The following is a 21571-nucleotide window of genomic DNA, read 5'->3' as shown; positions in this document are numbered from 1 at the left end:
TATAAAAGCATATGAATAGTTACATTATTCGAGTAATAGCCATAGGTCTTCAATTATTTGTTTTAGGTCTATCTTTTACTTCGGCGCAATCATACTCACTTCCCGCAAAGGGAAAGGTGACAGATGTCTATGGAAAGCCATTGAAGGGAGTGTCTGTCAAGTCAGAGAAAGGAAAAAATGGGACATCCACAGACGTCTTAGGACACTATGATATTATAGTGGATGACGGTAGTTTGGCTTTGACTTTTTCAGCCGATTCTTACAGGACCAAAACGGTCAAAATTAATAGCGAATCTGATATGGATGTCCAGTTGGAACTTGACATTCATAGTTTAGATAATGTTATCCCGTTAGGCTGGGATGAGCAGCCCAAGCGTCTGATGACCAGTACGGTTTCTGTCGTCACTGGGGAGGAGTTGGAACGAGCTCCCGTTGCGAATTTGACATTGGGATTTGCAGGACGTTTTTCGGGCTTAACCACGCAAGAAACCTCTTCAGAATTGTCCCGGGCCAATACCAACTTTTATGTTAGGGGATTTTCGACTTCAAGGTCGGGGGGACCACTGGTCATGGTAGATGGCATCATGATTCCCTACAATGCCAATCAAACTCTTGACTACATCTCACCAAACGAGATTGAATCTGTTGTCCTACTTAAGGATGGTTTGGATCAAGCAATGTATGGTATATTAGGAGGGAATGGGGTCCTGTTGGTTAAAACCAAACGTGGGCAGAAAGGAGATATTGAAATCAATACCCGCTTGGACCACTCGGTACAACAGGTTACCACTCGACCCAATATGATGTCATCGGGTGAGTATGTCGCACTTCGTCAAGAAGCATGGCATAATGATTACAAGAGTCAAGCGAATTATAAACCGCTCTATACCGAAGAGCAAATACAAAAATTCGTATCAGGCTCTGACCCTTTGTATCCCAATAACAATTGGTATGACTACTATTTTCGTGAACTCTCAAATATGCAGCGTGTTGGACTTAATGTCTCTGGAGGGAGCGATCGAGTACAGTATTACTCGAATGTTAATTTTATGCACCAAGCAGGATATTTTAATACGGATCAAGAAGACTATCGGACCAATCCATATAATGTATGGGCCAATTATAGGTCCAACGTGGATATGAAAATAAATAAATATTTGTCTGCGTATGTACGATTGGCGGGAAATGTCAAGAGAGAGCATACTCCAGGGGAGGGAAATGCAACTATATACAGTAGCATTTTTCATCTTCCTCCGAGCATGTATGGTCCGCTAACCCCCGAAGCCTTTGATCCAGAGACCGGAGAAGAGCTGTCCAATAGCAAGCAGGTGATTACCTCCGGAGATGTTACTAACCCAACCTACGGTATGTTGAATAGGAGAGGATATCGTAATCACACCGTCACCAATATCTTTTCGCAGTTTGGAGCTAATCTGGATTTGAGTTTTTTGGTAGATGGATTATCAGCTAGTGGTTTATTTTCCTACCAGACGAATACAGTAGGAAGCATGAATACCCTACAGGATTATCAGCGAATGCGTCGTAATACCATTAATTTAGATGAATTGAGTTTTTCGCCCGTTTATACCAACGTAAATGAACCATTAGGCTATTCCAAATCGAGCTCTCATTACTATCACTTGTCGTACCAAGGACAGCTTAGTTTCAATAGAAAATTTGACAAACACCAAATCAGTAGTACCGGATACTTTTTCTACCAAAATCTGATCAAAGCAGATAATGGCAGTCCGGGGCTTTTTCCATACAATAGGATGAGTTCTGGAGTCAAAGCACAGTATGCCTATGACGAGCGGTATATCGTAGATTTAATTGGGGGATATTCAGGGTCAGAGCAGTTTGCCAAAGACCGTCGTTATACCTTCACTCCAGGTATTGGCTTGGCTTGGGCCTTGACCAATGAAGCGTTTATGAAAGACGTCTCTTGGTTATCGTTGGCCAAATTTCGAGGAACATGGTCTAAGACCGCTACCGATCAAAATGGTCAAGGACGATTTTCATATATCGATGATGTAACGGTAGGCCGTGGTGGACCTATCGCATATCTCCAATACCTCGTCAGCGAAAATAGATTTGGAAATCCTATGTATGAAGCCGAACAGATTGAAAAAAGAAATATTGGTGTGGATATCGGCCTGTTTAATTTAATCACTATCACGGCTGATTTGTTTGATGAGCGTACAGACAATATGATGGTGGGGGCCACTTCGGCAATCCCTACATTTCAAGGTATACCTCTTGGAAACTATCCCAACTTGAATGTCGGTGTTTTTGAAAATAAAGGCTATGAACTTACTTTAGATGTTAAGAAATCCCTGAATCAAGATTGGTTTATTGGTTTTGGAGGGCATCTCAGCAAAACTAAGAATAACATAGTAAGCAATAATGAGGCTGAGCGAGCCGAAGATTATATCTATCCATTCCGTTCACAAGGTTTTTCAGTAGGTCAAGCATTTGGATACGTAATCGATCATAGTAAAGGCAATGGATATATCAATACCGCTGAAGAACTTAGTAATAGCCCGAAATATGAGCGTTCCAAGCGCCTAGGGGATTTTCTCTACCAAGATTTAAATGCAGATGGAGTGATTGACGATCGAGATAGGGTACCTCTTGGTACAGGTGCCATCCCGACCTATTCGTACGGAATTTATGGAAAAGTAAACTATAAAAACGTTGACTTGAATGTCCTATTTCAAGGAGTAGGTGGATATTCTCGCATTGTGACCGGTTGGGGAGTTCAAGAACATCATTATGAAGGCATCTATGCAAATATTCATAAACAAGCATGGACAGAAGAAAGATATCAAAGCGGAGCTCCAATCTTATATCCAGCATTGTCAACAAATGCTACCGCAAGTCACGAAGGGAATGACTTCTATGTCAATAATATGTCCTATCTACGTCTTAAAAATCTAGAGATAGGCTATAGTATGCCCTTACGTATTGCGCATAAAATGGGAGCTGAAAAGATTCGATTTTTGCTAAGCGGACAGAATTTGTTGACTTGGAGTCATATGAAAACCGATGATTTCGGTCCAGAAGGAGGAGGTTTCGGTGCGATACCAGTCTATCGCGTGTACAATTTAGGAGTCAGTCTTACTTTTTAACAGCTGTAAATATTTCAAAAGGTTATGAATTTTTATAAGAAGATTATCTATGTTGCCATTTTACTTATGGCATGTAGTTGCAATAAGCAATTAGACTTGCCGTTGGATGGAAGGATTACCATGGATGAGGTATTTAGCGATTACAACCGTACTCGAGGATATTTAAATTCATGTTATGGACACTGTCCATCACCAGGAGCTGCGAGAGCTTCATTATCAGACGAATCACATGACTCCGAAGATATTATTGCTGGAAATCGATACTCCAATTGGTATAATGGAAATGTAACACCCTCCAATTTTGGAAGTGTACTGACTGATGGAAGTCCATGGACAAGTCTATATCAGGGAATAAGGAAATGTAATGTTTTTATAGAGAATATTCCAACATCTACTGCCTTCGCTTCTGAAACCACGAAAGCTGGTTGGAAGGCACAAGCACACACCTTGCGCGCCTTGTATTATTTGCAATTGATTAAGCGATACGGTGCCGTGCCTTTACTGGATAAGGCGCTTCCAGTCGGGTCGGACTATGGAGCGATGACCCGTACATCAGTTTCGGAGATTGTAAAATTTATTATTTCAGATTGCAGAGAGGCACTCGCAGCCCCAAACGAGCAAGATGGTTTTTCTTGGAATATTTATGACAATCAAAATGGAATTATGACGAGAGCGATTCCATATGCCATCATGTCGCAAGCCATCACATATGCAGTAAGCCCATTATTTGATGATGGTACCTTTACTTGGGCCGAAGCAACAGCTATAAATGCAGAGGCTCTTGGTCAACTATTGGACAATGATTATAAACTTTTTGATGTCCAGCCCAGTGCCGCAGTCGCAGAAAATGCGTATGCACTTTATTTCCTTACCAATCCTAACGATCAGCGATCAGTAGATAAGGAAACGATTTATGGTTTGGGGAGTCGTCAGGAAGTTTGGAGATATGTCGGACTCCCTTCTACTCCCAACCAAGAAAGAGCTGGGCATTGTCCGACACAAGATTTGGTAGATGCCTACGAAATGGCAAACGGAATGGCTCCTATTTTGGGTTATACAGATGCTGATAGGCTTCAACCTATTATCAATACTGCATCTGGCTACGATCCTGAGGCGCCCTATAGCAAAAGGGATCCGAGATTTTATGCTTCCATATTTTACAATGGAGCGGCGAAGGCGTCTAGAGAAGAAGGTCATGAGGAATATAACCTTTCTTTACAAATGGGCACCAGTAACCACATGAACATTAAGGAGGAGAATGGCTACTTTGACATCATTACAACGGGAGGGGACCCTTTCGTACAGACTTCTGCTCTGCCCTCCAAAATGAAAGGTTTCCCAGTTGTTCAGCTCGTTTTTGAGTATCAGAGCACCACAGGCATCCAAAGTCCCGAATTGTTTTTTAGCCCAATTGCAGGGGGAAGGTCCACCACCTACCCGAATATTCCGGTGGCCACCAATTGGACTACACATACAATTGACATTGCTGCCAGTGCTGCCAGGTTAGGTTGGGGCAATAAAGGTGATGTGCTACGTTTCGATTTTGGTGGACAGGCAAATCGAGATATCCGTGTTAGAAATTTGAGAGTGTTGGAAACCTCTTCCGCATCATCCGATGTCGTACAGACATTTGTTGGCGGCGCTGATGAAATTTCCAATAGCAGTCGTAAAAATACCCGTACCGGATACTACCTTAGAAAATACTATAATCATAGCTCTACACTCAACAATGTTGCTGACGGTTATACTCGACTATTTCGTTTGGCCGAAGTCTATTTGAATTTTGCCGAGTCCGCCTATCAGTCGCATGGGCCAGAAGTCAAGATGCAAACAGGAACTAGGTCAATGAGCGCACGCGATGCCGTTAATGCGGTGCGGACGCGTGCAGGGATGCCTGGTTTTCCTACGGGGCTAAGCAAAGAGGACTTTGAAAAGAAGTATCGAAATGAGCGTAGAGTAGAATTAGCATACGAAGAACACCGTTTTTTTGATGTGCGCCGTTGGAAAATATTAGCTGAAACAGATAAGTTTGTTACAGGGGTGAGCATCGTGAAAAGGCAAGATGGTTCTTTTGCCTACAATAGATTTAAGTTTTCCGATCGCCATTCATGGGATAATAAATATTTACTGTATCCGATAGATAAAAGCGAGGTGGATAAGATGAGCAAGTTAAACAACCAGAATTGGCAAAACCCGGGATGGTTAGAATAGTAGAAAAATAAGAGATGAGTACCCGTATAATTCAACTAGTTATAGCATGATGAAAGGAAAGATATCACTATTAATTTTTGGTCTAATAGTATGCTGGAATGCACAGCTCGTCAAAGCCCAGCAGATTGTCAATAGCGATCAATGGTCTTTTACCGACGCATTGGGGCGCAAAGCCGCGAGCCAAGAAACTGCCGGTTTAAAAAAAGACAATAAGTTGGTGGCCATGTTTTATTGGACATGGCATCAGGGACATGATGACACCACCTATCAAGTCAAAAATATCACCGAAATTGTTCGAGAACATCCAGAAGCCATGAAGGATTACCACCACCCTGCGTGGGGAACTAAAAAGCCCGGCTTTTTTTTCTGGGAAGAACCTTTATTGGGGTATTATAAGACCACCGACCCTTGGGTGCTTCGTAAACATGCTGAGATGCTGGCAGATGCTGGGGTAGATGTTGTTTTCTTTGATTGCACCAATGGGAGCTTAACCTGGCAAGAGTCGTATGAGGCCCTATTGAAAACCTGGGATGAAGCTCAACGAGATGGAGTACGAGTTCCTAAAATAGCATTTATGCTACCTTTTGGGCCAGTCCCCCATTCATTGGTATCACTTCGGCAGCTTTACAAAGATGTGTATAAACCCGGCCGCTATCAGAATTTATGGTTCGTATGGAAAGGGAAACCTGGTATCATGGCCTATCCAGATAATCTTCAAAAAACAACTGAAGACCAGGAAATAGCCAATTTTTTTACTTTTCGACCTGGCCAACCAGACTATGTTGACGGACCAAAGCGTTCCGACCACTGGGGGTGGCTGGAGAATTATCCACAGAAAGGATATGTCAAGAATAAAGACGAATCATTTGAGCAAGTCACTGTAGGAGTTGCCCAGAATGCAGGGCCATCAACGAATGGCCACTGTAGTGCATTTAATCTTCCCGGGACATATGGCAGAAGTTTCAGTCAGACTAACGGATTTGACCCAAGAGTGGATGGCTATCTATATGGGTGGAATTTTCAGGAGCAGTGGAACCAAGCACTAAAAATCGATCCTGAATTAGTCTTTGTAACCGGTTGGAACGAATTTATTGCTGGACAATGGCTTCCTTCGGATAGTTGGACCGGAGATCCTTTCTCATTTGTCGATCAGTTTGATTGGGAACATAGTCGAGATATTGAGCCAAATAAAGGATGGGGAGACAAAGGGGATGTGTATTATCAACAATTAATAGACAATGTGCGTAAATTTAAGGGAATGGCAACCTTGGATATTGCCTCCCCGCCCAAGACCATAAATCTTGCCCAACCTAGTGATTGGGATCAAGTCAAACCCTATTATGCACATTATAAAGGAAATACCGAACACAGGGGTCATCGCGGGCGGTATGATAAATACTATACAAATACTACCGGGCGGAATGATATTGTCGGAGCCAAAGTAGCAAGAGATATCGATCAAATCTATTTTTATGTAGAAACCAATGACAAATTGACCTCTCCGAATGATCGCAATTGGATGCTGTTGTTTATAGATATAGATCGAGATAAAAATACCGGATGGAACGGGTATGATTTTGTAATCAATAGAATGAGCCCATCCAAGAATAAAGTCGTCATAGAACGCAATGTAGGAAATAGATGGGAATGGGAAAGCATCGGTCATTCTAAGATGGCTACACATCATAATAAACTGGTAATCGCCATTCCGAAAAAAGTGCTAGGGATTAAGGGAGAGGGATTGAATTTGGAATTTAAGTGGAATGACAATATGCAAGAAAATGGTAATATTATGGATTTCTACGTTAATGGAGATACAGCCCCGGGAGGGCGGTTTAATTTTGTCTATAAAACGGATTGAGCGTTAAAGAAATTTGCTGAGCAATGGAAAAGGGCCTTAGGTTATTATAGTGGAGTTGACAACAGTTATAAAACGAATGTATACCGCATGTGAATTATGGAAAAAATAAGTATAAAGATAATATTAACCCTAGTCACCACATGGGCTGCCTTGGGCGTTAAAGGTCAGGCGTTTACGGGTGTGGATGATCTCGGACGGATTTTGCCCCAATTCTCTGAAGTAGGACCGCAAAAGAAGGGCAAGCAAATCGGGCTTTTCTATTTTTTATGGCAAGGGGATGATGGGTCTCCTACCTCTGCCCACCAATGGGATTTGGATAAGTTGTACCAATACAGTCCTGAAGTTTTCCAGGACTTCTATCACCCCGGATGGGGAGGAGGAGCGTCAGGTGCCGGGAAATACTATTTTTGGGGTGAACCCATCTATGGGTATTATAGAGGTGACGACTATTGGGTACATCTTAAGAATATTCAACTCCTAACCGATGCTGAGGTTGATTTTCTTGTTATCGATGCGACCAATAGATTGACCTATTTCAAACAATGTGACGCTTTAATGAAGGCAATGGATGCCGTAAGAAAACAGGGGAAGACCCCCCCTAAAATCGTTTTTTATACGAACACAGCTTCCGGAGAAGCGATGCAAGAAATTTACAAAAACTTTTATGGTCCTCAGGCAATCAGCAATTATCCCGATAACTGGTACTATTTGGAAGGAAAGCCCCTTATCATCGGGTTATCCAAGGAGGCTGCAGGAAGAGATTACGAATCTTTTTTCACAATTAGAGAGTCGCAATGGCCCAATGAAGCCGAGAAGGTAAATGGTTGGCCATGGATTGAATTTCAACGGCCCCAACGCGTCTACAAAAATAAAAGTGGACAGAAGGAAATTATCAACGTTTCTGCAGCACAACATCCTAATCTTGACGCATCAATGGGAGGTAGCGCCTTCTATGGAAAGTCTGGCAATTGGGGCCGAAGTTTTCACAAAGGCTCACCCGGAAATCCCTCCAAGGATATCTATTATGGTTACAATATCCAAGAGCAATGGGATTTTGCTTTAAGTCAAGATGTACCCTTTATATTCATCACGGGGTGGAATGAATGGATTGCAGGCAAATGGAGTCGTGCAGATGAGAATAAGCATCACGCCCATTTTGTTGATCAAGCAAATCCAGAATATAGTCGGGATATTGAACCCTCGTGGACTGCCGATCTTAAGGATACATATTACTTACAGATGATTGCGAATATTCGCCGCTACAAAGGCACAAATCCTCCCCTCTACGTCAATAAAGATGGATCACCTCAAAAGAGCATCAATTGGAAAGATATCACACCTCTTTATACAGATTTTACTGGAGATGTGCTACATCGAAGTCATCCAGGAGCACAATCAGAACCCAAAATAATATATGAGAACAAAACTGGGAGAAATGATTTCAAAGTTTTAAAATTAGCAGCTTCCAGTAAAGACCTTAGTTTTTATGTACAAACAGTAGACAAAATATCGACAAAATCAGGTAGAGATTGGATGACCTTGTGGTTGAATATTGATGAGTCCTATTTATCGGGTTGGAATGGTTATGATTTTAGGGTAGTCAATGGAGACCAGCTACAACGGTACGTCAATGGATCATGGAAAGATGTGACTACTGTCCGGTGTGAGATACTCGATAACGAGATGATAGTCACCATATCGTATGAAAAACTTGGATTGTCCGTTGAGGGTGCGTCAATTGAATTTAAATGGTCCGATAATATGCAAAAAGACGATCCCTTGGATTGGTATCTAAATGGGGATACGGCGCCTGGGGGCAGATTGAATCTGACTGTAAAAATAAAGTAACCGTATGAGCGTATTAAAATAAGCCAAGGCATACTAGGATTGCAGCGGTTTCAATAAAGAGCATAACCTTTATAATCGAAAGGCTAAAAGATCCGCAGATATTCTCAATTAAATTTTGAAAAAAATGGTTGATTTCACTAAAATAATGCCAATGGCATTCACCCTTGGTCTTCTCTTCTTCTATCATGTGGGAGAAAGTCAGACTGCCGCCCGTTCAGTATCCCAACACGATACAGTATCGCTACTTGCAGATCGGAAATTTGAAAATGGTATAAGAATGGAAGGAGCAAATACCAGCGAGCCCAGACAGGGGAACTTCCTATTTCCATTCGGCAAGAGCGAGTCTCAACCGAAATGGAGTATAGCCGAATGGGGTACCAAGCATCTGGTATCGAATGTTGCCGTCCCCGCTCAGGGCGAGGAAATCGTGTTTGCCAATAAGGCCAAAACGATCGGATTTAGAAAATCAAAGAATGAGATTTCCGTTCGTTTGGAAGTGTTGGCAGAGCATGAGTACGAAGCAGTCAGAAAGAATGGAGAATATTGGCCTCATTTATTGTTAGCGCAGACCTTTGAAGCTCCTTCACTGACGGATAATTTGGAAATGTTAAAGGTGAAGATGGATCTCCGCCTACTTTTTAGTGAATTAAAAATGCCTGAGCCATTATTTGATAATGGCTTGCACTCCGCTCAATTTCAGTTTTTTGTCACGCTGCAAGATGTCAATCCAAATTCCTCCGGGTATGATGATTTCTTATGGTTTGGACTACCTTTTTATGACTATAGGTACGTAGATATCCCTCCCTATATGGCAGAGGATATTGGTAAATCAGACGCTTCTGCCAAATTTATTTATATGCTCGGCAGTAACCAAGTCTTGAAAGAAAGCCTTCGGTCAGGCCAATGGCAACCTGTCGACATCGATATTCTGCCAAGCTTAAAGGCTGCTTTTAAAGAAGCACAAGCCCGAGGGTTTCTGAAAAAGAGTCAGTGGAGAGATATGAAAATTACGACGATGAACATTGGTTGGGAAAGTACAGCGACGATCAATTCTGGCGTGGTTGTCCGGAATCTTGATATCCAAGAAATCCGAAAAAAGAAATAAGATTACTGCTGTAATCTACCAACTTAGTAGGTTGTATAGCGTGTGTTGCATCTACATCTGTTGCAGGATAGGGCAGGATGCCGCCATTTGATTAGAATATTATTATTGTCCAAATAATAGAAAGCGATGTACGTTCTTTCATCTTAAAAGCGAACGTATAGGATTGTATTAGGGCATTCCAAACTTCTGAAAACCAATTGTAGTGTAGATGAAGAAAGATCTAATTTTATTGATTTCTCTAATGGGATTTCTCGTTGGCAGCGTAGTTGCTCAGATTGATACGACTCGATTTCTTATTCATGGCGATTGGAGTATGGATAGCAATGGTTACTTACATAGCCAACGATCGCCCAACTTCTCCAACAACCTCTCCTCTTACTTTCTCGACAATCCCCCAATAGGCAATTCCATATGGGATGCCATATCCCTATCCTTTAGGCTAGAAGATTCCTTACAGGAAGAGAATAGCTTTGGGTGCATATTGAATTTCAGCGATGAGTCTACCTATCATTTTTTGTCAATCGGAACACGCGATCATCGTACAGTATTGAAATTAGGGAAAAGACAGTATGGTACGATTCGAGTAGTAGAAGAACTCGAGGTGATGGCACCGCTAGTATTAAATAGAGATTATCAAATTAAAATTTATCGAGCACCGGGAGTAGATAAAGAACATTGGAGGCCTTGGAAGGTAGAGGTTGTTGAGGTGGAAAGTCAAGCTGTTTTCTTGAAATGGAGCGTAGAGAATTTAATGCCTTTCTTTGGAAAGGGGAATACTGGCATATATGTAAATGGCCCATCGATCAAATTTAAAAATCACATGCTTCTGCTCAGTCGTGAGCAATTAAAAAAGAAACAGTTAAAACCATCCTCGTATTTTGGTGATAATATGGTCATCCAACGAGGAAAGCCCATTAAAGTCTGGGGAGTGGGAGAGCCGCACCAAATAGTCAAAGTCGAGTTGGGAGGAAACGAAGAGCGTGCAATTACAGATGAGAACGGATTGTGGTTAGTCACCCTAGGTTCCTTAAAAAAGGGCCGAGGACTGGAATTAAAGATTTCGTCTCTTACCGAGACAGTTGTGTACAATAACGTCGATATCGGCGAAGTATGGTTAGCATCTGGCCAATCCAATATGGAGATGAGAGCTTGGCAAAGTGACGTTCTGGACAGTTTGAGCAAAAGTCAGGATTATGACCTTTCCATGCTCAGGCATTATAAGCAGCAGCAATGGTCCTCTCCGGTTGAAGAGAACGAAACCGGAGGTAAGTGGTATGTAGGTGATTCTCTCGAAGTAGCTGGTTGGTCCGCAGTTGCCCTGGCGTTCGCCCTCAATCTAGAAGACAAATTAGATGTCCCGATAGCAATAATTACTGCGCATTATGGTGGTACCGGAATAGAAAGTTGGATTCCTCAAGATGCGTTGAATACATCCGTCTATACACGTTCCTATATGGAGCGTTATAAAGCGTATGATCTTTTGCTGAAAAAAGGAGAGGCAATACAGGTTCCTTGGCCCCAAAATTGGGATGTACCTGGTCAGTCGCATGCTCCTGGATATCTCTTTAATGGCATGATAGCCCCACTTAAAAATGTATCTATGAAGGGAGTATTGTGGTATCAAGGTGAAAGTAATTGCCACCGATCATCGCAGTATCAATATTTGCTACCCATGCTGGTCTCCACTTGGAGAAACTATTGGCAGGACAGCGCTATGCCTTTTTTGTGGGTACAACTTGCAGGTTTTGACGGAAAAGTAAGCGGTAATGAATTGACGGATGCATGGCCTCTTTTGCGTGATATACAAAGAAAAGTGGCTAATGAAGTGACAAATACTTGGTGTATATCTGCGTTTGATCTAGGTGATATACACGATATACATCCTAGGCTGAAGTGGGAAGTCGGCAATAGATTGTCAGCTGCAGCATTGCGTAAAGTATATCGTCAAACGGACATTGTCTTTTCGGGACCAGATTTAAAGCAGGTAAAGTATAAAGGGGATAAAGCGATTGTTTTCTATAAAAAAGGAACAGACCATTTGACAAACGAAAAGACCTTTCTGCAAGGATTTATGGTTGCCGGTAACGACCAAAAATTTTATCCTGCCGAAGCCCGAATACACGGGCAGGGAGTGATGGTATCCTCTCCTCTTGTTCCTCATATTGCCGCTGTAAGGTATGGGTGGGAAAATTACCCCTATCTATCCAAATTTTTCAACAAGGAAGGACTTCCTGCTCTTCCATTCCGAACGGACAATTGGCCTATTAAGGATATCTATCCATATTAAATAGCCCGGTCTATTAGCAAAGAATTTTTCAGGATGAGGTAAATCCCTTTTTTTATTTTCTCTCGATTTGTTAGGGGACCTTTCAGCTCTTGATTAATCACCGATCATAACGGCGTATAGAAAATCAAAATTTCAATGGGGATACTCCTAGAAAGTAGGTACGCAAGGATACACTCTGTAAGTGAAGATGGGAGAAAAAAAATCATTTTTGATTTTTTTTCTCGAGAATAATCAAAAAAAAGTAAACATTTTTTTTGATTATTTATTTTCAAGTAGCTAAAACGTATAAGTGATTCCATTATGGCTGATATGGGACAAGAAATATCTCGAAAAATTAGCGCTAATTACCTGTAAAAGCGGTTGTAAACAACCTGTTGCAGGATGGAGCAGGACAGTGCAGTAATAAGTATCGGTATCTTTACAATGTAGTTGATGATGATGAATTAACCAAGCCAAAGACCTATTTTTTAGCTACATAACCAATTTTTTTTAATTTTTCCGATAACCCTTCGAATAATTAATGTATTAATTAATAACCTATTACTATGGATACAAATAAGCATTCCACTAGTACGACAATCTTAAGCGTTGGATTGTTACTGCTTTTATTCACCGTTCTATCTTGCAAGAAAGACGGCAGTACACAGGGCCAAGGAGAGGAGTACGATCCGTCCAAACCTGTTAAATTACAAATTGTCTATCCAGACTCGGGGAAATACCTTGAAAAGGTAATGCTAACTGGAGAAAATTTTGGAACAGACCCTAAGCAAATTCGTGTTTGGTTTAATAACAGAAAAGCGGCTGTTGTTGGGTCTACCGGAACGAGGATGTACGTTTTAGCTCCTCGGCTCCCGGGCGATACCTGCACAATATCCGTAGCAATAGGCGAGGATTCTTTAGCTTATACTCAAAAGTTTTTGTACAAGACATCGGTAACTGTGACGACCATCGCCGGTAATGGTAGCCGCAACTCCTATCGTGATGGGGATCTCACCCAATCCATTGTTGCCCCTCGATATGTATGTGTAGATAAGGAAGACAATATTTTTATGATTAATCGGGTTCCCGATATGTATCATGTGGCCCGAATAGACGAAGAGGCAAATGAGTTGATAACGGTTGCTAGAAATGTTATTGCCAATGTGCCAGCTGCAGACCCAGAAACCGGCACAATCAGCTTTCCAACGGAGACTACAGTTGGATCTTATTATACCTTAGATCCGAAAGAGTTTTGGGGACCGCGAATTCGAGAAATGAGATGGCCGGCTTCAGGGGATCGCCCCGATGCAGGCTGGAAACACTCCATGGTTTTTAACCCTACCGACGGCTTTCTTTACACACGTTACTACCATGGTCATATTGTCAAGATAAATCCGAGGACATATGAAGTCCAAACAATCTACAAAACAGAACAAGGAGATAGTTATGGTTTGACTTTCAATCCGTTAAATCCCAATATTCTATACATCTCATTTTATGGCAACTCAGGTGTAAATGCAAATAGCATTTGTAGTATCGATGTTACTGACCCAGAGAATAGCTTTAAAAAATTAAGTGGATCGATAGCCGGTGGGCATCGAGATGGTAGATTGGAAGTAGCGCAGTTTAGAAATCCAGAACAAATCTTCTGCGATGCGCAAGGCAATATCTTTATTGCTGATTCTGGCAATCATTGTATTCGAAGAATAACGCCTGATAATATGGTAGAGACTGTGCTGGGGATGCCCGGTACAGCCGGTTGGAAAGACGGCGGAAAGGAGGAAGCACTCTTTAACAATCCCTCAGGAATTGGGATCAGTAAAGATGGCTCTGTGTATGTCGCCGACTTTAACAACAATCGAGTTAGAAAACTCTCAATTAACTAATCAACAAAAACCAACCTAAAATTATGAGACAAATAGTGTTTATATTGGGGGTACTGTTGTCAGTATCCACGATGCTTTTTGCCCAAGAGCAAAAGAACTTTCATATTGAGGGCACCGTTTATGACGATGCAGGAGAGGTTGTCGAAGGAGCTACTATATATCTTCGAGACAAGATTAGTATCGGAACAACAACCAATGCCAAAGGAAAATTTAGTATCAGAGTGTCAAAGGGGGATATGGTCGTGTTTAAGTCAGTGGGCTATGATGCGGTTGAGTACCTGGCTACGGAAGAGAAAAAGGACATTCAAATTAGACTCATTGTAAAAGCCCAAGAGATAGAGGAGGTAATGGTAGTCGGCCTTGGGCAGCAGCGCAAGATTTCAAATGTGGCAGCTGTAACCAGTGTCGATGTTAAGGATTTACAGACCCCAGCTGTCTCTATCGCAAATTTGTTGGGAGGGCGAGCAGCTGGGGTGATTTCCTTACAATCTAGTGGTGAACCAGGCAAAAATATATCCGAATTCTGGGTGAGAGGAATAGGTACATTTGGTGCAAATTCTAGTGCCTTGGTGTTGATCGATGGATTGGAAGGAAATATCAATTCAATAGACCCCGCCGATATCGAGAGTTTCTCCATCCTAAAAGATGCATCCGCTACTGCGGTCTATGGTGTCCGCGGAGCGAATGGCGTGGTATTGATTACCACCAAACGTGGACAAGCGGGTAAGCTTAGTATTACAGGGAGAGGTAATTTTACACTGTCTCATTTAACCAGGCTACCCAACTACCTTCGCGCTCGCGATTATGCAGCTTTGGCCAACGAGGCTAGAGTCGTACGAGGTGAATCTCCCATATATTCGGACGTGGAGTTGGATATCATTCAAGATGGGACTGATCGGGATATGTATCCCGATGTTAGCTGGCAAAATGAAGTATTGCGCCCAAATGGCTTTAGACAGAGTTACTATGCCAGTGCACGCGGGGGCGCCCAAGTGGCCCGCTATTTCCTCAGTCTTGGAGGAAGCAACGAAACTGCAGCCTATAAATATGATAAAAGTAGTGTATATGCTGCCAACACGGGATACAAAACATACAATTATCGTGCAAACATCGATTTGGAGCTATCCCCAACATCTACCCTTTACTTTGGAACAGATGGTTTTTTAGCGGTTAATAACAATCCAGGAGTGGCCAATACCGACTTGATATGGTATGCGCAGTCCAATCTAAACCCTTTACTGCTTCCCATAAAATATTCCAATGGACAACTTCCCGCTACATCAACTACGGGGTCCTTGAGATCGCCTTTGGTGATGATCAATCATATGGGACGCAGGACAAGTCAAGAATATAGAGGTAAGTTCACATTGGCATTGGATCAGAAGCTTTCGTTCATTTTAGATGGTCTGAAGATTCGCGCACAAGGAGCCTATGACTTGGTGAGTTGGTTTAATGAGAGCCGTTTAATATCTCCGGCATTGTTTCAAGCTGTTGGTCGTGATCAAGAAGGCGAGCTCATTACCATTGAACGTGTACAAGCAGGTACCGTGTCGTATGGAAAAGGTACAGACCAATATCGGAAATACCATTTTGAAAGTACCTTGAACTATGATAAGAAAATAGGGGATGACCATCGTACATCAGCATTGGTATACTACTATTTAAGTGATCAAAAGAAAGTAAGTGAGGGAAATAATAATTTGAGCGCCATTCCAATCCGTTACCAAGGAGTGTCAAGCCGATTGACCTATGGTTACAAGGATACTTATATGGTGGATGTAAACTTTGGATATACGGGCTCCGAGAATTTTCAACCGGGCAAGCAATACGGCTTTTTCCCATCGGTAGCTGCAGGGTGGGTTCCCTCCAATTATGAATTTGTCAAAGACCATATGCCGTGGATCAGCTTCCTTAAGTTTAGAGGTTCGTATGGGTCCGTTGGTAATGACCGCATTACCAACGATCGCAGATTCCCATACCTCACCATGGTGAATCGATATATTAGCAGTCCTTGGGGGTCTTCTGCTTTGTTGGAGGCTGTTAACGAGGGGGTTATTGGGGCTGATAACCTTCAGTGGGAAAAGGCCGTCAAATCTAATATCGGGATGGAAGTGAACTTTTTCAATGATAAGCTAAGCTTCATTGTGGATTTTTTTAACGATCAGCGCAACGGTATTTTTATGCAGCGGGTGCAGGTCCCTGACTATGCAGGTTTGGTGACCATGCCCTTTGGAAATGTGGGTCGGATGAAAAGTTACGGAGCAGATGGTACTGGGTCATTTAAGCAAAAGCTAACAGACGATATGAGTTTTACTGTACGCGGTAATTTCACTTTTTCGAAAAATAATATCCAGAATTGGGAAGAAGCTAACCCGAAGTATCCTTATCAAGAGATTTCGGGATATCCTTATGGTGCTATACGAGGCTATCAATCTATCGGGCTCTTCAAAGATTGGGATGATGTAGACAACAGTCCTGCACAGTTTGGTAAAGTAATGCCAGGAGATATCAAATATCGGGATATCAATGGCGATGGAATTGTCAATACCGATGATAGGGTGCCCCTAACTCATCGCACATATCCATTATTAATGTATGGATTTGGTGGTGAGTTTAACTACAAAAAATTCACGGTCGGCGTACTGTTTAAAGGAACTGGAAAGACGGATTTCTTCTATGCCGGTAATGGAATAGGAACAGGTTATGTCCCGTTTTTTAGCGGAGTCAATGGTAATGTGTTAGATATTGCGAACGATCCCACTAATCGATGGATACCTCGAGAGTATGCGGTTGCAAATGGTATGGATCCGGCACTAGCCGAAAATCCCAATGCACGCTTTCCTCGATTGGCATACGGGTACAATGAAAACAATGCACAATTGTCCGATTTTTGGAAAGGGGATGCTCGGTACCTTCGCCTTCAAGAGGTGAATGTTAATTATAATTTGAAGGCACCGATATTACAGCGATTGAAGATATCCTCTATCGACTTGCAGTTTGTCGCAAATAACCTGTTTTTATGGGACAAAGTGAAATTGTTCGATCCAGAATTGGCCTATAGGAATGGGGAAGTATATCCTATTCCAACTACCTATATTTTGCAACTCTACATTAATCTGTAAAAATGAAAATAGCTATGAAAGTATTCGGATTATTATATAGAAAAGTGTGGTTTCCAATCATCTTGGTGAGCATACTCCTGGTTTCATCATGTAAAGATTTCCTCAGTGTAGACGATTATTTCAGTGATGAGTTGAAATTAGATTCTGTCTTTGCAGAAACGCGTTATGTGAAAGCCTATCTCTGGGGAACTGCAGGGATGTTTCCGGATGAAGGTAACTTACAAAATAATAGTCATACACCGGGGCCGTTTGCTACTGATGAGGCATTTACAGCCTTCCTCACCACTCATGGCTACAATGGGATGCGCTTTGCGATTGGTGAAATCAATGCTAGCAGTTTGTATTCACTCAATACCTGGGGGCTTTATTATCGGATTATCCGTAAATGCAATACCATCCTTACCCGAATCGATGAAGCAAAAGATATGACCACCAAAGATCGGTTCGACATCTTGGCCAATGCACGTTTTATACGGGCCTATGCCTATTACAATATTCTTGTGGACTTTGGCCCTCCCATTTTGCTCGAAGATGAAATTATCGAATCCAATGCTACTCTTGATGCATATGATCGTCCACGCAGTACTTATGACGAAGCTGTCGAGTATATCTGCAAAGAATTGGAGGAGGCTTCTGTCTTTTTGCCGAACTCTGTTTCTTTGGTTGAATTTGGTCTTCCTACAAAAGGAGCGGCATATGGCCTAATCACCAGGATTCGTTTGCTTCATGCCAGCCCACTTTACAATGGCGGTGAAGTAGCGCGCGCTTACTTTGGAAATTGGAGAAGATCGACAGACAACAAGCAATATGTCTCCCAGGTATATGATGAGAGACGTTGGGCGCTTGCAGCGGCAGCAGCTAAGCGATTGATTGATCTTGGAGAAACTGGGTTGTATAGACTACATACGGTGCCTGCCGATGGAGAAACCCCAGCCTTACCACAAGGAGTCACATCCGATCCCGATTATTATGAACAATGGCCGTTAGGAGCCAACGGTATCGATCCCTATCGGTCATATTCAGAAATGTTCAACGGAGAGGCGGTCATCCCCGTTAATCCTGAATATGTGTGGGCAAGACGTAGCAATGGCATCGTGGAAAGTACTCGAATGTCGTTTCCGCAAAAAGTAGACGGATGGAATGGAACGAGCTTGACACAGAAGGTTATTGACAATTATTTGATGATAGACGGTCGCGAGATCAACAATTCAAGTGCAGCGTATCCTTATCAAGAAAGTGGATTTACCAATGAGGTCAAAGTATTCTCTGGTTATCGCCTGAATGCCAACGTGAGTAATATGTATAGAAATCGAGAGCCCAGATTTTATGCAAGTGTAGGGTTTAGTGGCTGTTTTTGGCCGATGAGCTCCTCTACGTCGTCTGGCTATTATAATCAGACCATTGAATACTATTTTGATTCCCCCAACGGTAAAGGAGGCGTGAGTACTCCTACTGACTTCCCCATTACAGGTTACGTTATTAAAAAATTCATTCATCCAACTGATGCTTGGGGTGGTACCAATGCAAGGCGTATGGAAAAAGCGTTCCCAATCATTCGTTATTCAGAGATTCTGTTGTCTTATGCAGAGGCTTTGAACAACCTTACTGGAAGCCACACGATAGAAGTTGACGGCCAACAACAGACCTTTTCGCGCGACATGGCCCAAATAAGAAAGGCATTTAATCCTATTCGTTACCGTGCAGGATTACCAGGTATCAACGGCAATGAGGACGCAAAGAGTTTTCAAAACATTATCGAAAAAGAACGAATGACAGAGTTTCTTTTTGAAAATAGAAGATACTATGATGTTCGGAGATGGGGCATCATGGAACAAGTCGAAAGCGAACCTATTAGAGGCATGAACGTAGAGGGGTCTAAGGAAGTGTTTTTTAACAAAGTCATCCCTAATACCTCTAGAATAGGAGCTCGGATTGTGAGCAAAAAGTTAGCCCTGTTACCTCTACCTCTTAAAGAAGTGAGGATACTACCATCTTTAGATCAGAATCCAGGGTGGGAAGATTAATGGTTAAAAAAAATATTTATATATCATGAGAAACATCTTGAAATCCAGATATTGGTCCACACTATCCCGTCAAAATAGGGTGTGGTGTGCTATAATGTTGACCATTAGTATGCAGTCGTGTAAAAATGACGAAGTTTTCGAAAAAGAGCAGTATAAGAATGTCTTTGCTTTAATTAGTGCTTCTGACAATGTCTCTCGAAAGTTTCACAAGCTAGGAGAGGAGTCTACTGGGTATGTAGCAGCTTCACTCGGCGGTACGGAACCAACGGAGAAAGATATTATTGTCAAGCTCGTACAGGACCCTTCTTTAATCGATGCATTTAATAGGATTAACTATGATACCGATGTCTCGAAGTATGTACGGCCTTTGCCTACTAGCAAGTTTGACATCGAAAGTTATCAATTCACTATTGCCGCAGGAGATATCAGTGGTAGACTACCAATACGCATCAGGCCGGATGGTCTTTCACCTGATTCATCCTACTTCATACCACTTCGTGTCGAGTCCTATTCTTCCTATGAATCCAACCCCGAAAAGAGCTTTATTCTGTATCAGGTGAGGACCAAAAATCAATGGGCCCAGGCCGATGGCAACACGATATATAATATGAGAGGGAAGTATAGGGTTCAGGGAGCTTCCTATGAACTGGAGATGCCGGGTACAAAAGTGATGCATCCCCTTACCAAGAATAGCGTTCGCATCATGGCGGGTAGTGAAGCTTATGCTTCAGATGTCAATGTATTTAATAAATCGGCGATTGTTCTCACCATTGGAGAGGATAACAAAGTAAAGATTACATCGTATAAAAATATGCAGGTAAACCAAGTGGATGGTGATGTAGATTTTCCCAATACATTTAGAATAGAAGATGACGGCTTTAAAACCTACAAAACATTCTTATTGCGTTACAACTTCGTTTCTGGAAATACCACTTATGAAATGAAAGAGGAACTGAGATTGGAGTTTAAGGAGGAAGATGAAAAACAATAGTCACTTCCATTAATATACTTATTATAAAAATAAAGAATATGAAGCCTAAAATCATAAAATACACATGCTGTATACTTTTGTTTCTTTTATTTGTCGGATGCGACGATTATAGTCGGACGGAAGTTGAACGTAATATTTATGTCAATAAGCCATCGATATCAGCTTTTGTGGGAGAAGAGATACAGCTGGCAGCAAGCCCCACCGACGGAACCTATCAATTTGCATGGACAAGTGAAGACCTATCCGTGGCCACGGTTGCAAATAATGGCCTTGTGAAGCTTGTTGGAGCAGGTACTACCGATATAGTAGTGAGCAGTGGTGATATTAAATTGAGGGTTCCGGTCACATCAATAGTTCGTATCCCGCTTCAAGATGTACAGCTGAGCGAACATTCTTTGGAAATGATGCCAGAAAACAGAAAAAATATTATTATCACACGTATTCCAGATGATGCCAATGATGTGACAGTAGGAAACTGGACCTCCGAAGACAGTAAAATTGCGACTGTGAATGAGAAGGGGGAGATTGTTGCTGTTAGCGAAGGAGCCACTAACATTGTCTATCGCATAGGTGCTTTTGAGCGGAAGGTACGGGTAGATGTCTCGTTTACCAGTCCTTTTAAGGGGCCACATGTTCTCCAAGCGAGCCAACCCTATGAATTGCCCGCCGCCAATTTTGATTTTGGTGGATTGGGTTATGCTTTTCATGATGATGTAGGTAATCCTTTAGGTCAGGATAACTACAGAAAGGCAAACGGGGATACCAAAAGTTTACCTGTAGAAATAGAAGGCGATGGAATAAATCTCGGCTACATCAATGCAGGAGAGTGGCTACAATACACTGTAGAAGTAAAAGATGCAGGCGAATATCTCGTCAATGTTTCTTTATCAGCTACAGCGGCGAGCAGCTACAGGATTGAAGTAGATGGTAAAAATGAGACCGGTACCGTATCCGTGCCAAGTAATGGCAGTTGGTCAAATTGGCAATGGACCCCCAGTACACCCTTGGTTCTAAACCTTACTGAGGGAAAACATAAGATTAAGTTTTATATCGAAGTCTCTGGATTTAACCTTCGTGCACTTCGATTTACAAAGAAATAAGGAATACCTATCTGGGTCTATTGATCTGA

Annotated in this window: 11 protein-coding genes; all 11 read left to right on the top strand. The window is 42.1% G+C overall.

The features are described 5' to 3' along the window. The first annotated feature begins 11 nt into the window (after positions 1 to 11). The 11 genes from OQ289_RS19860 to OQ289_RS19810 all read left to right on the top strand — a co-directional run bounded on the left by OQ289_RS19860 (position 12) and on the right by OQ289_RS19810 (position 21542). Complete coding sequence (locus OQ289_RS19860; protein WP_270088490.1) at positions 12 to 3128, top strand: SusC/RagA family TonB-linked outer membrane protein; 3117 nt, start codon at positions 12 to 14, stop codon at positions 3126 to 3128. 24 nt (positions 3129 to 3152) lie between these two features. After that, positions 3153 to 5339, top strand: coding sequence for a RagB/SusD family nutrient uptake outer membrane protein (locus OQ289_RS19855; protein WP_270088489.1), 2187 nt, complete (start codon positions 3153 to 3155; stop codon positions 5337 to 5339). Between the two features lie 46 nt (positions 5340 to 5385). Beyond that, positions 5386 to 7200, top strand: a complete 1815-nt coding sequence (locus OQ289_RS19850) for a hypothetical protein (protein ID WP_270088488.1) — start codon at positions 5386 to 5388, stop codon at positions 7198 to 7200. A gap of 96 nt (positions 7201 to 7296) precedes the next feature. Next, positions 7297 to 9048: a hypothetical protein gene (locus OQ289_RS19845; protein WP_270088487.1), complete on the top strand. Its 1752-nt coding sequence runs from the start codon at positions 7297 to 7299 to the stop codon at positions 9046 to 9048. Between the two features lie 151 nt (positions 9049 to 9199). Further along, positions 9200 to 10153, top strand: a complete 954-nt coding sequence (locus tag OQ289_RS19840; RefSeq protein WP_270088486.1) for a hypothetical protein — start codon at positions 9200 to 9202, stop codon at positions 10151 to 10153. A 208-nt stretch (positions 10154 to 10361) separates the two neighbouring features. Further along, on the top strand, positions 10362 to 12440 hold the full coding sequence (locus tag OQ289_RS19835; protein WP_270088485.1) for a sialate O-acetylesterase: 2079 nt from the start codon (positions 10362 to 10364) through the stop codon (positions 12438 to 12440). 545 nt (positions 12441 to 12985) lie between these two features. After that, positions 12986 to 14305 (top strand): IPT/TIG domain-containing protein, encoded by a 1320-nt coding sequence (locus OQ289_RS19830; protein WP_270088484.1) that lies wholly within the window; start codon positions 12986 to 12988, stop codon positions 14303 to 14305. 23 nt (positions 14306 to 14328) lie between these two features. Then, positions 14329 to 17427: a SusC/RagA family TonB-linked outer membrane protein gene (locus OQ289_RS19825; RefSeq protein ID WP_270088483.1), complete on the top strand. Its 3099-nt coding sequence runs from the start codon at positions 14329 to 14331 to the stop codon at positions 17425 to 17427. A 14-nt stretch (positions 17428 to 17441) separates the two neighbouring features. Next, positions 17442 to 19451 (top strand): RagB/SusD family nutrient uptake outer membrane protein, encoded by a 2010-nt coding sequence (locus OQ289_RS19820; RefSeq protein ID WP_270088482.1) that lies wholly within the window; start codon positions 17442 to 17444, stop codon positions 19449 to 19451. Between the two features lie 25 nt (positions 19452 to 19476). Beyond that, positions 19477 to 20442 carry a DUF1735 domain-containing protein gene (locus OQ289_RS19815; RefSeq protein ID WP_270088481.1) on the top strand — a complete coding sequence of 322 codons (966 nt, stop codon included), beginning with the start codon at positions 19477 to 19479 and terminating at the stop codon, positions 20440 to 20442. A gap of 38 nt (positions 20443 to 20480) precedes the next feature. Then, the gene (locus tag OQ289_RS19810) at positions 20481 to 21542 is read left to right on the top strand and encodes a carbohydrate-binding protein (protein ID WP_270088480.1); all 1062 of its coding nucleotides are present in this window, start codon (positions 20481 to 20483) and stop codon (positions 21540 to 21542) included. Positions 21543 to 21571 lie beyond the last annotated feature (29 nt).

The sequence above is a fragment of the Sphingobacterium sp. SYP-B4668 genome, from assembly GCF_027627455.1.
GTDB lineage: Bacteria > Bacteroidota > Bacteroidia > Sphingobacteriales > Sphingobacteriaceae > Sphingobacterium.
This window is presented reverse-complemented; position numbering and strand designations above follow the sequence as displayed.

Coding starts and splice junctions, on each gene's coding strand:
- OQ289_RS19830 (WP_270088484.1), top strand. CDS start 12,986: ATGGATACAAATAAGCATTCCACTAGTACGACAATCTTAAGCGTTGGA.
- OQ289_RS19810 (WP_270088480.1), top strand. CDS start 20,481: ATGAAGCCTAAAATCATAAAATACACATGCTGTATACTTTTGTTTCTT.
- OQ289_RS19840 (WP_270088486.1), top strand. CDS start 9,200: ATGGCATTCACCCTTGGTCTTCTCTTCTTCTATCATGTGGGAGAAAGT.
- OQ289_RS19835 (WP_270088485.1), top strand. CDS start 10,362: ATGAAGAAAGATCTAATTTTATTGATTTCTCTAATGGGATTTCTCGTT.
- OQ289_RS19820 (WP_270088482.1), top strand. CDS start 17,442: ATGAAAGTATTCGGATTATTATATAGAAAAGTGTGGTTTCCAATCATC.
- OQ289_RS19825 (WP_270088483.1), top strand. CDS start 14,329: ATGAGACAAATAGTGTTTATATTGGGGGTACTGTTGTCAGTATCCACG.
- OQ289_RS19860 (WP_270088490.1), top strand. CDS start 12: ATGAATAGTTACATTATTCGAGTAATAGCCATAGGTCTTCAATTATTT.
- OQ289_RS19845 (WP_270088487.1), top strand. CDS start 7,297: ATGGAAAAAATAAGTATAAAGATAATATTAACCCTAGTCACCACATGG.
- OQ289_RS19850 (WP_270088488.1), top strand. CDS start 5,386: ATGATGAAAGGAAAGATATCACTATTAATTTTTGGTCTAATAGTATGC.
- OQ289_RS19855 (WP_270088489.1), top strand. CDS start 3,153: ATGAATTTTTATAAGAAGATTATCTATGTTGCCATTTTACTTATGGCA.
- OQ289_RS19815 (WP_270088481.1), top strand. CDS start 19,477: ATGAGAAACATCTTGAAATCCAGATATTGGTCCACACTATCCCGTCAA.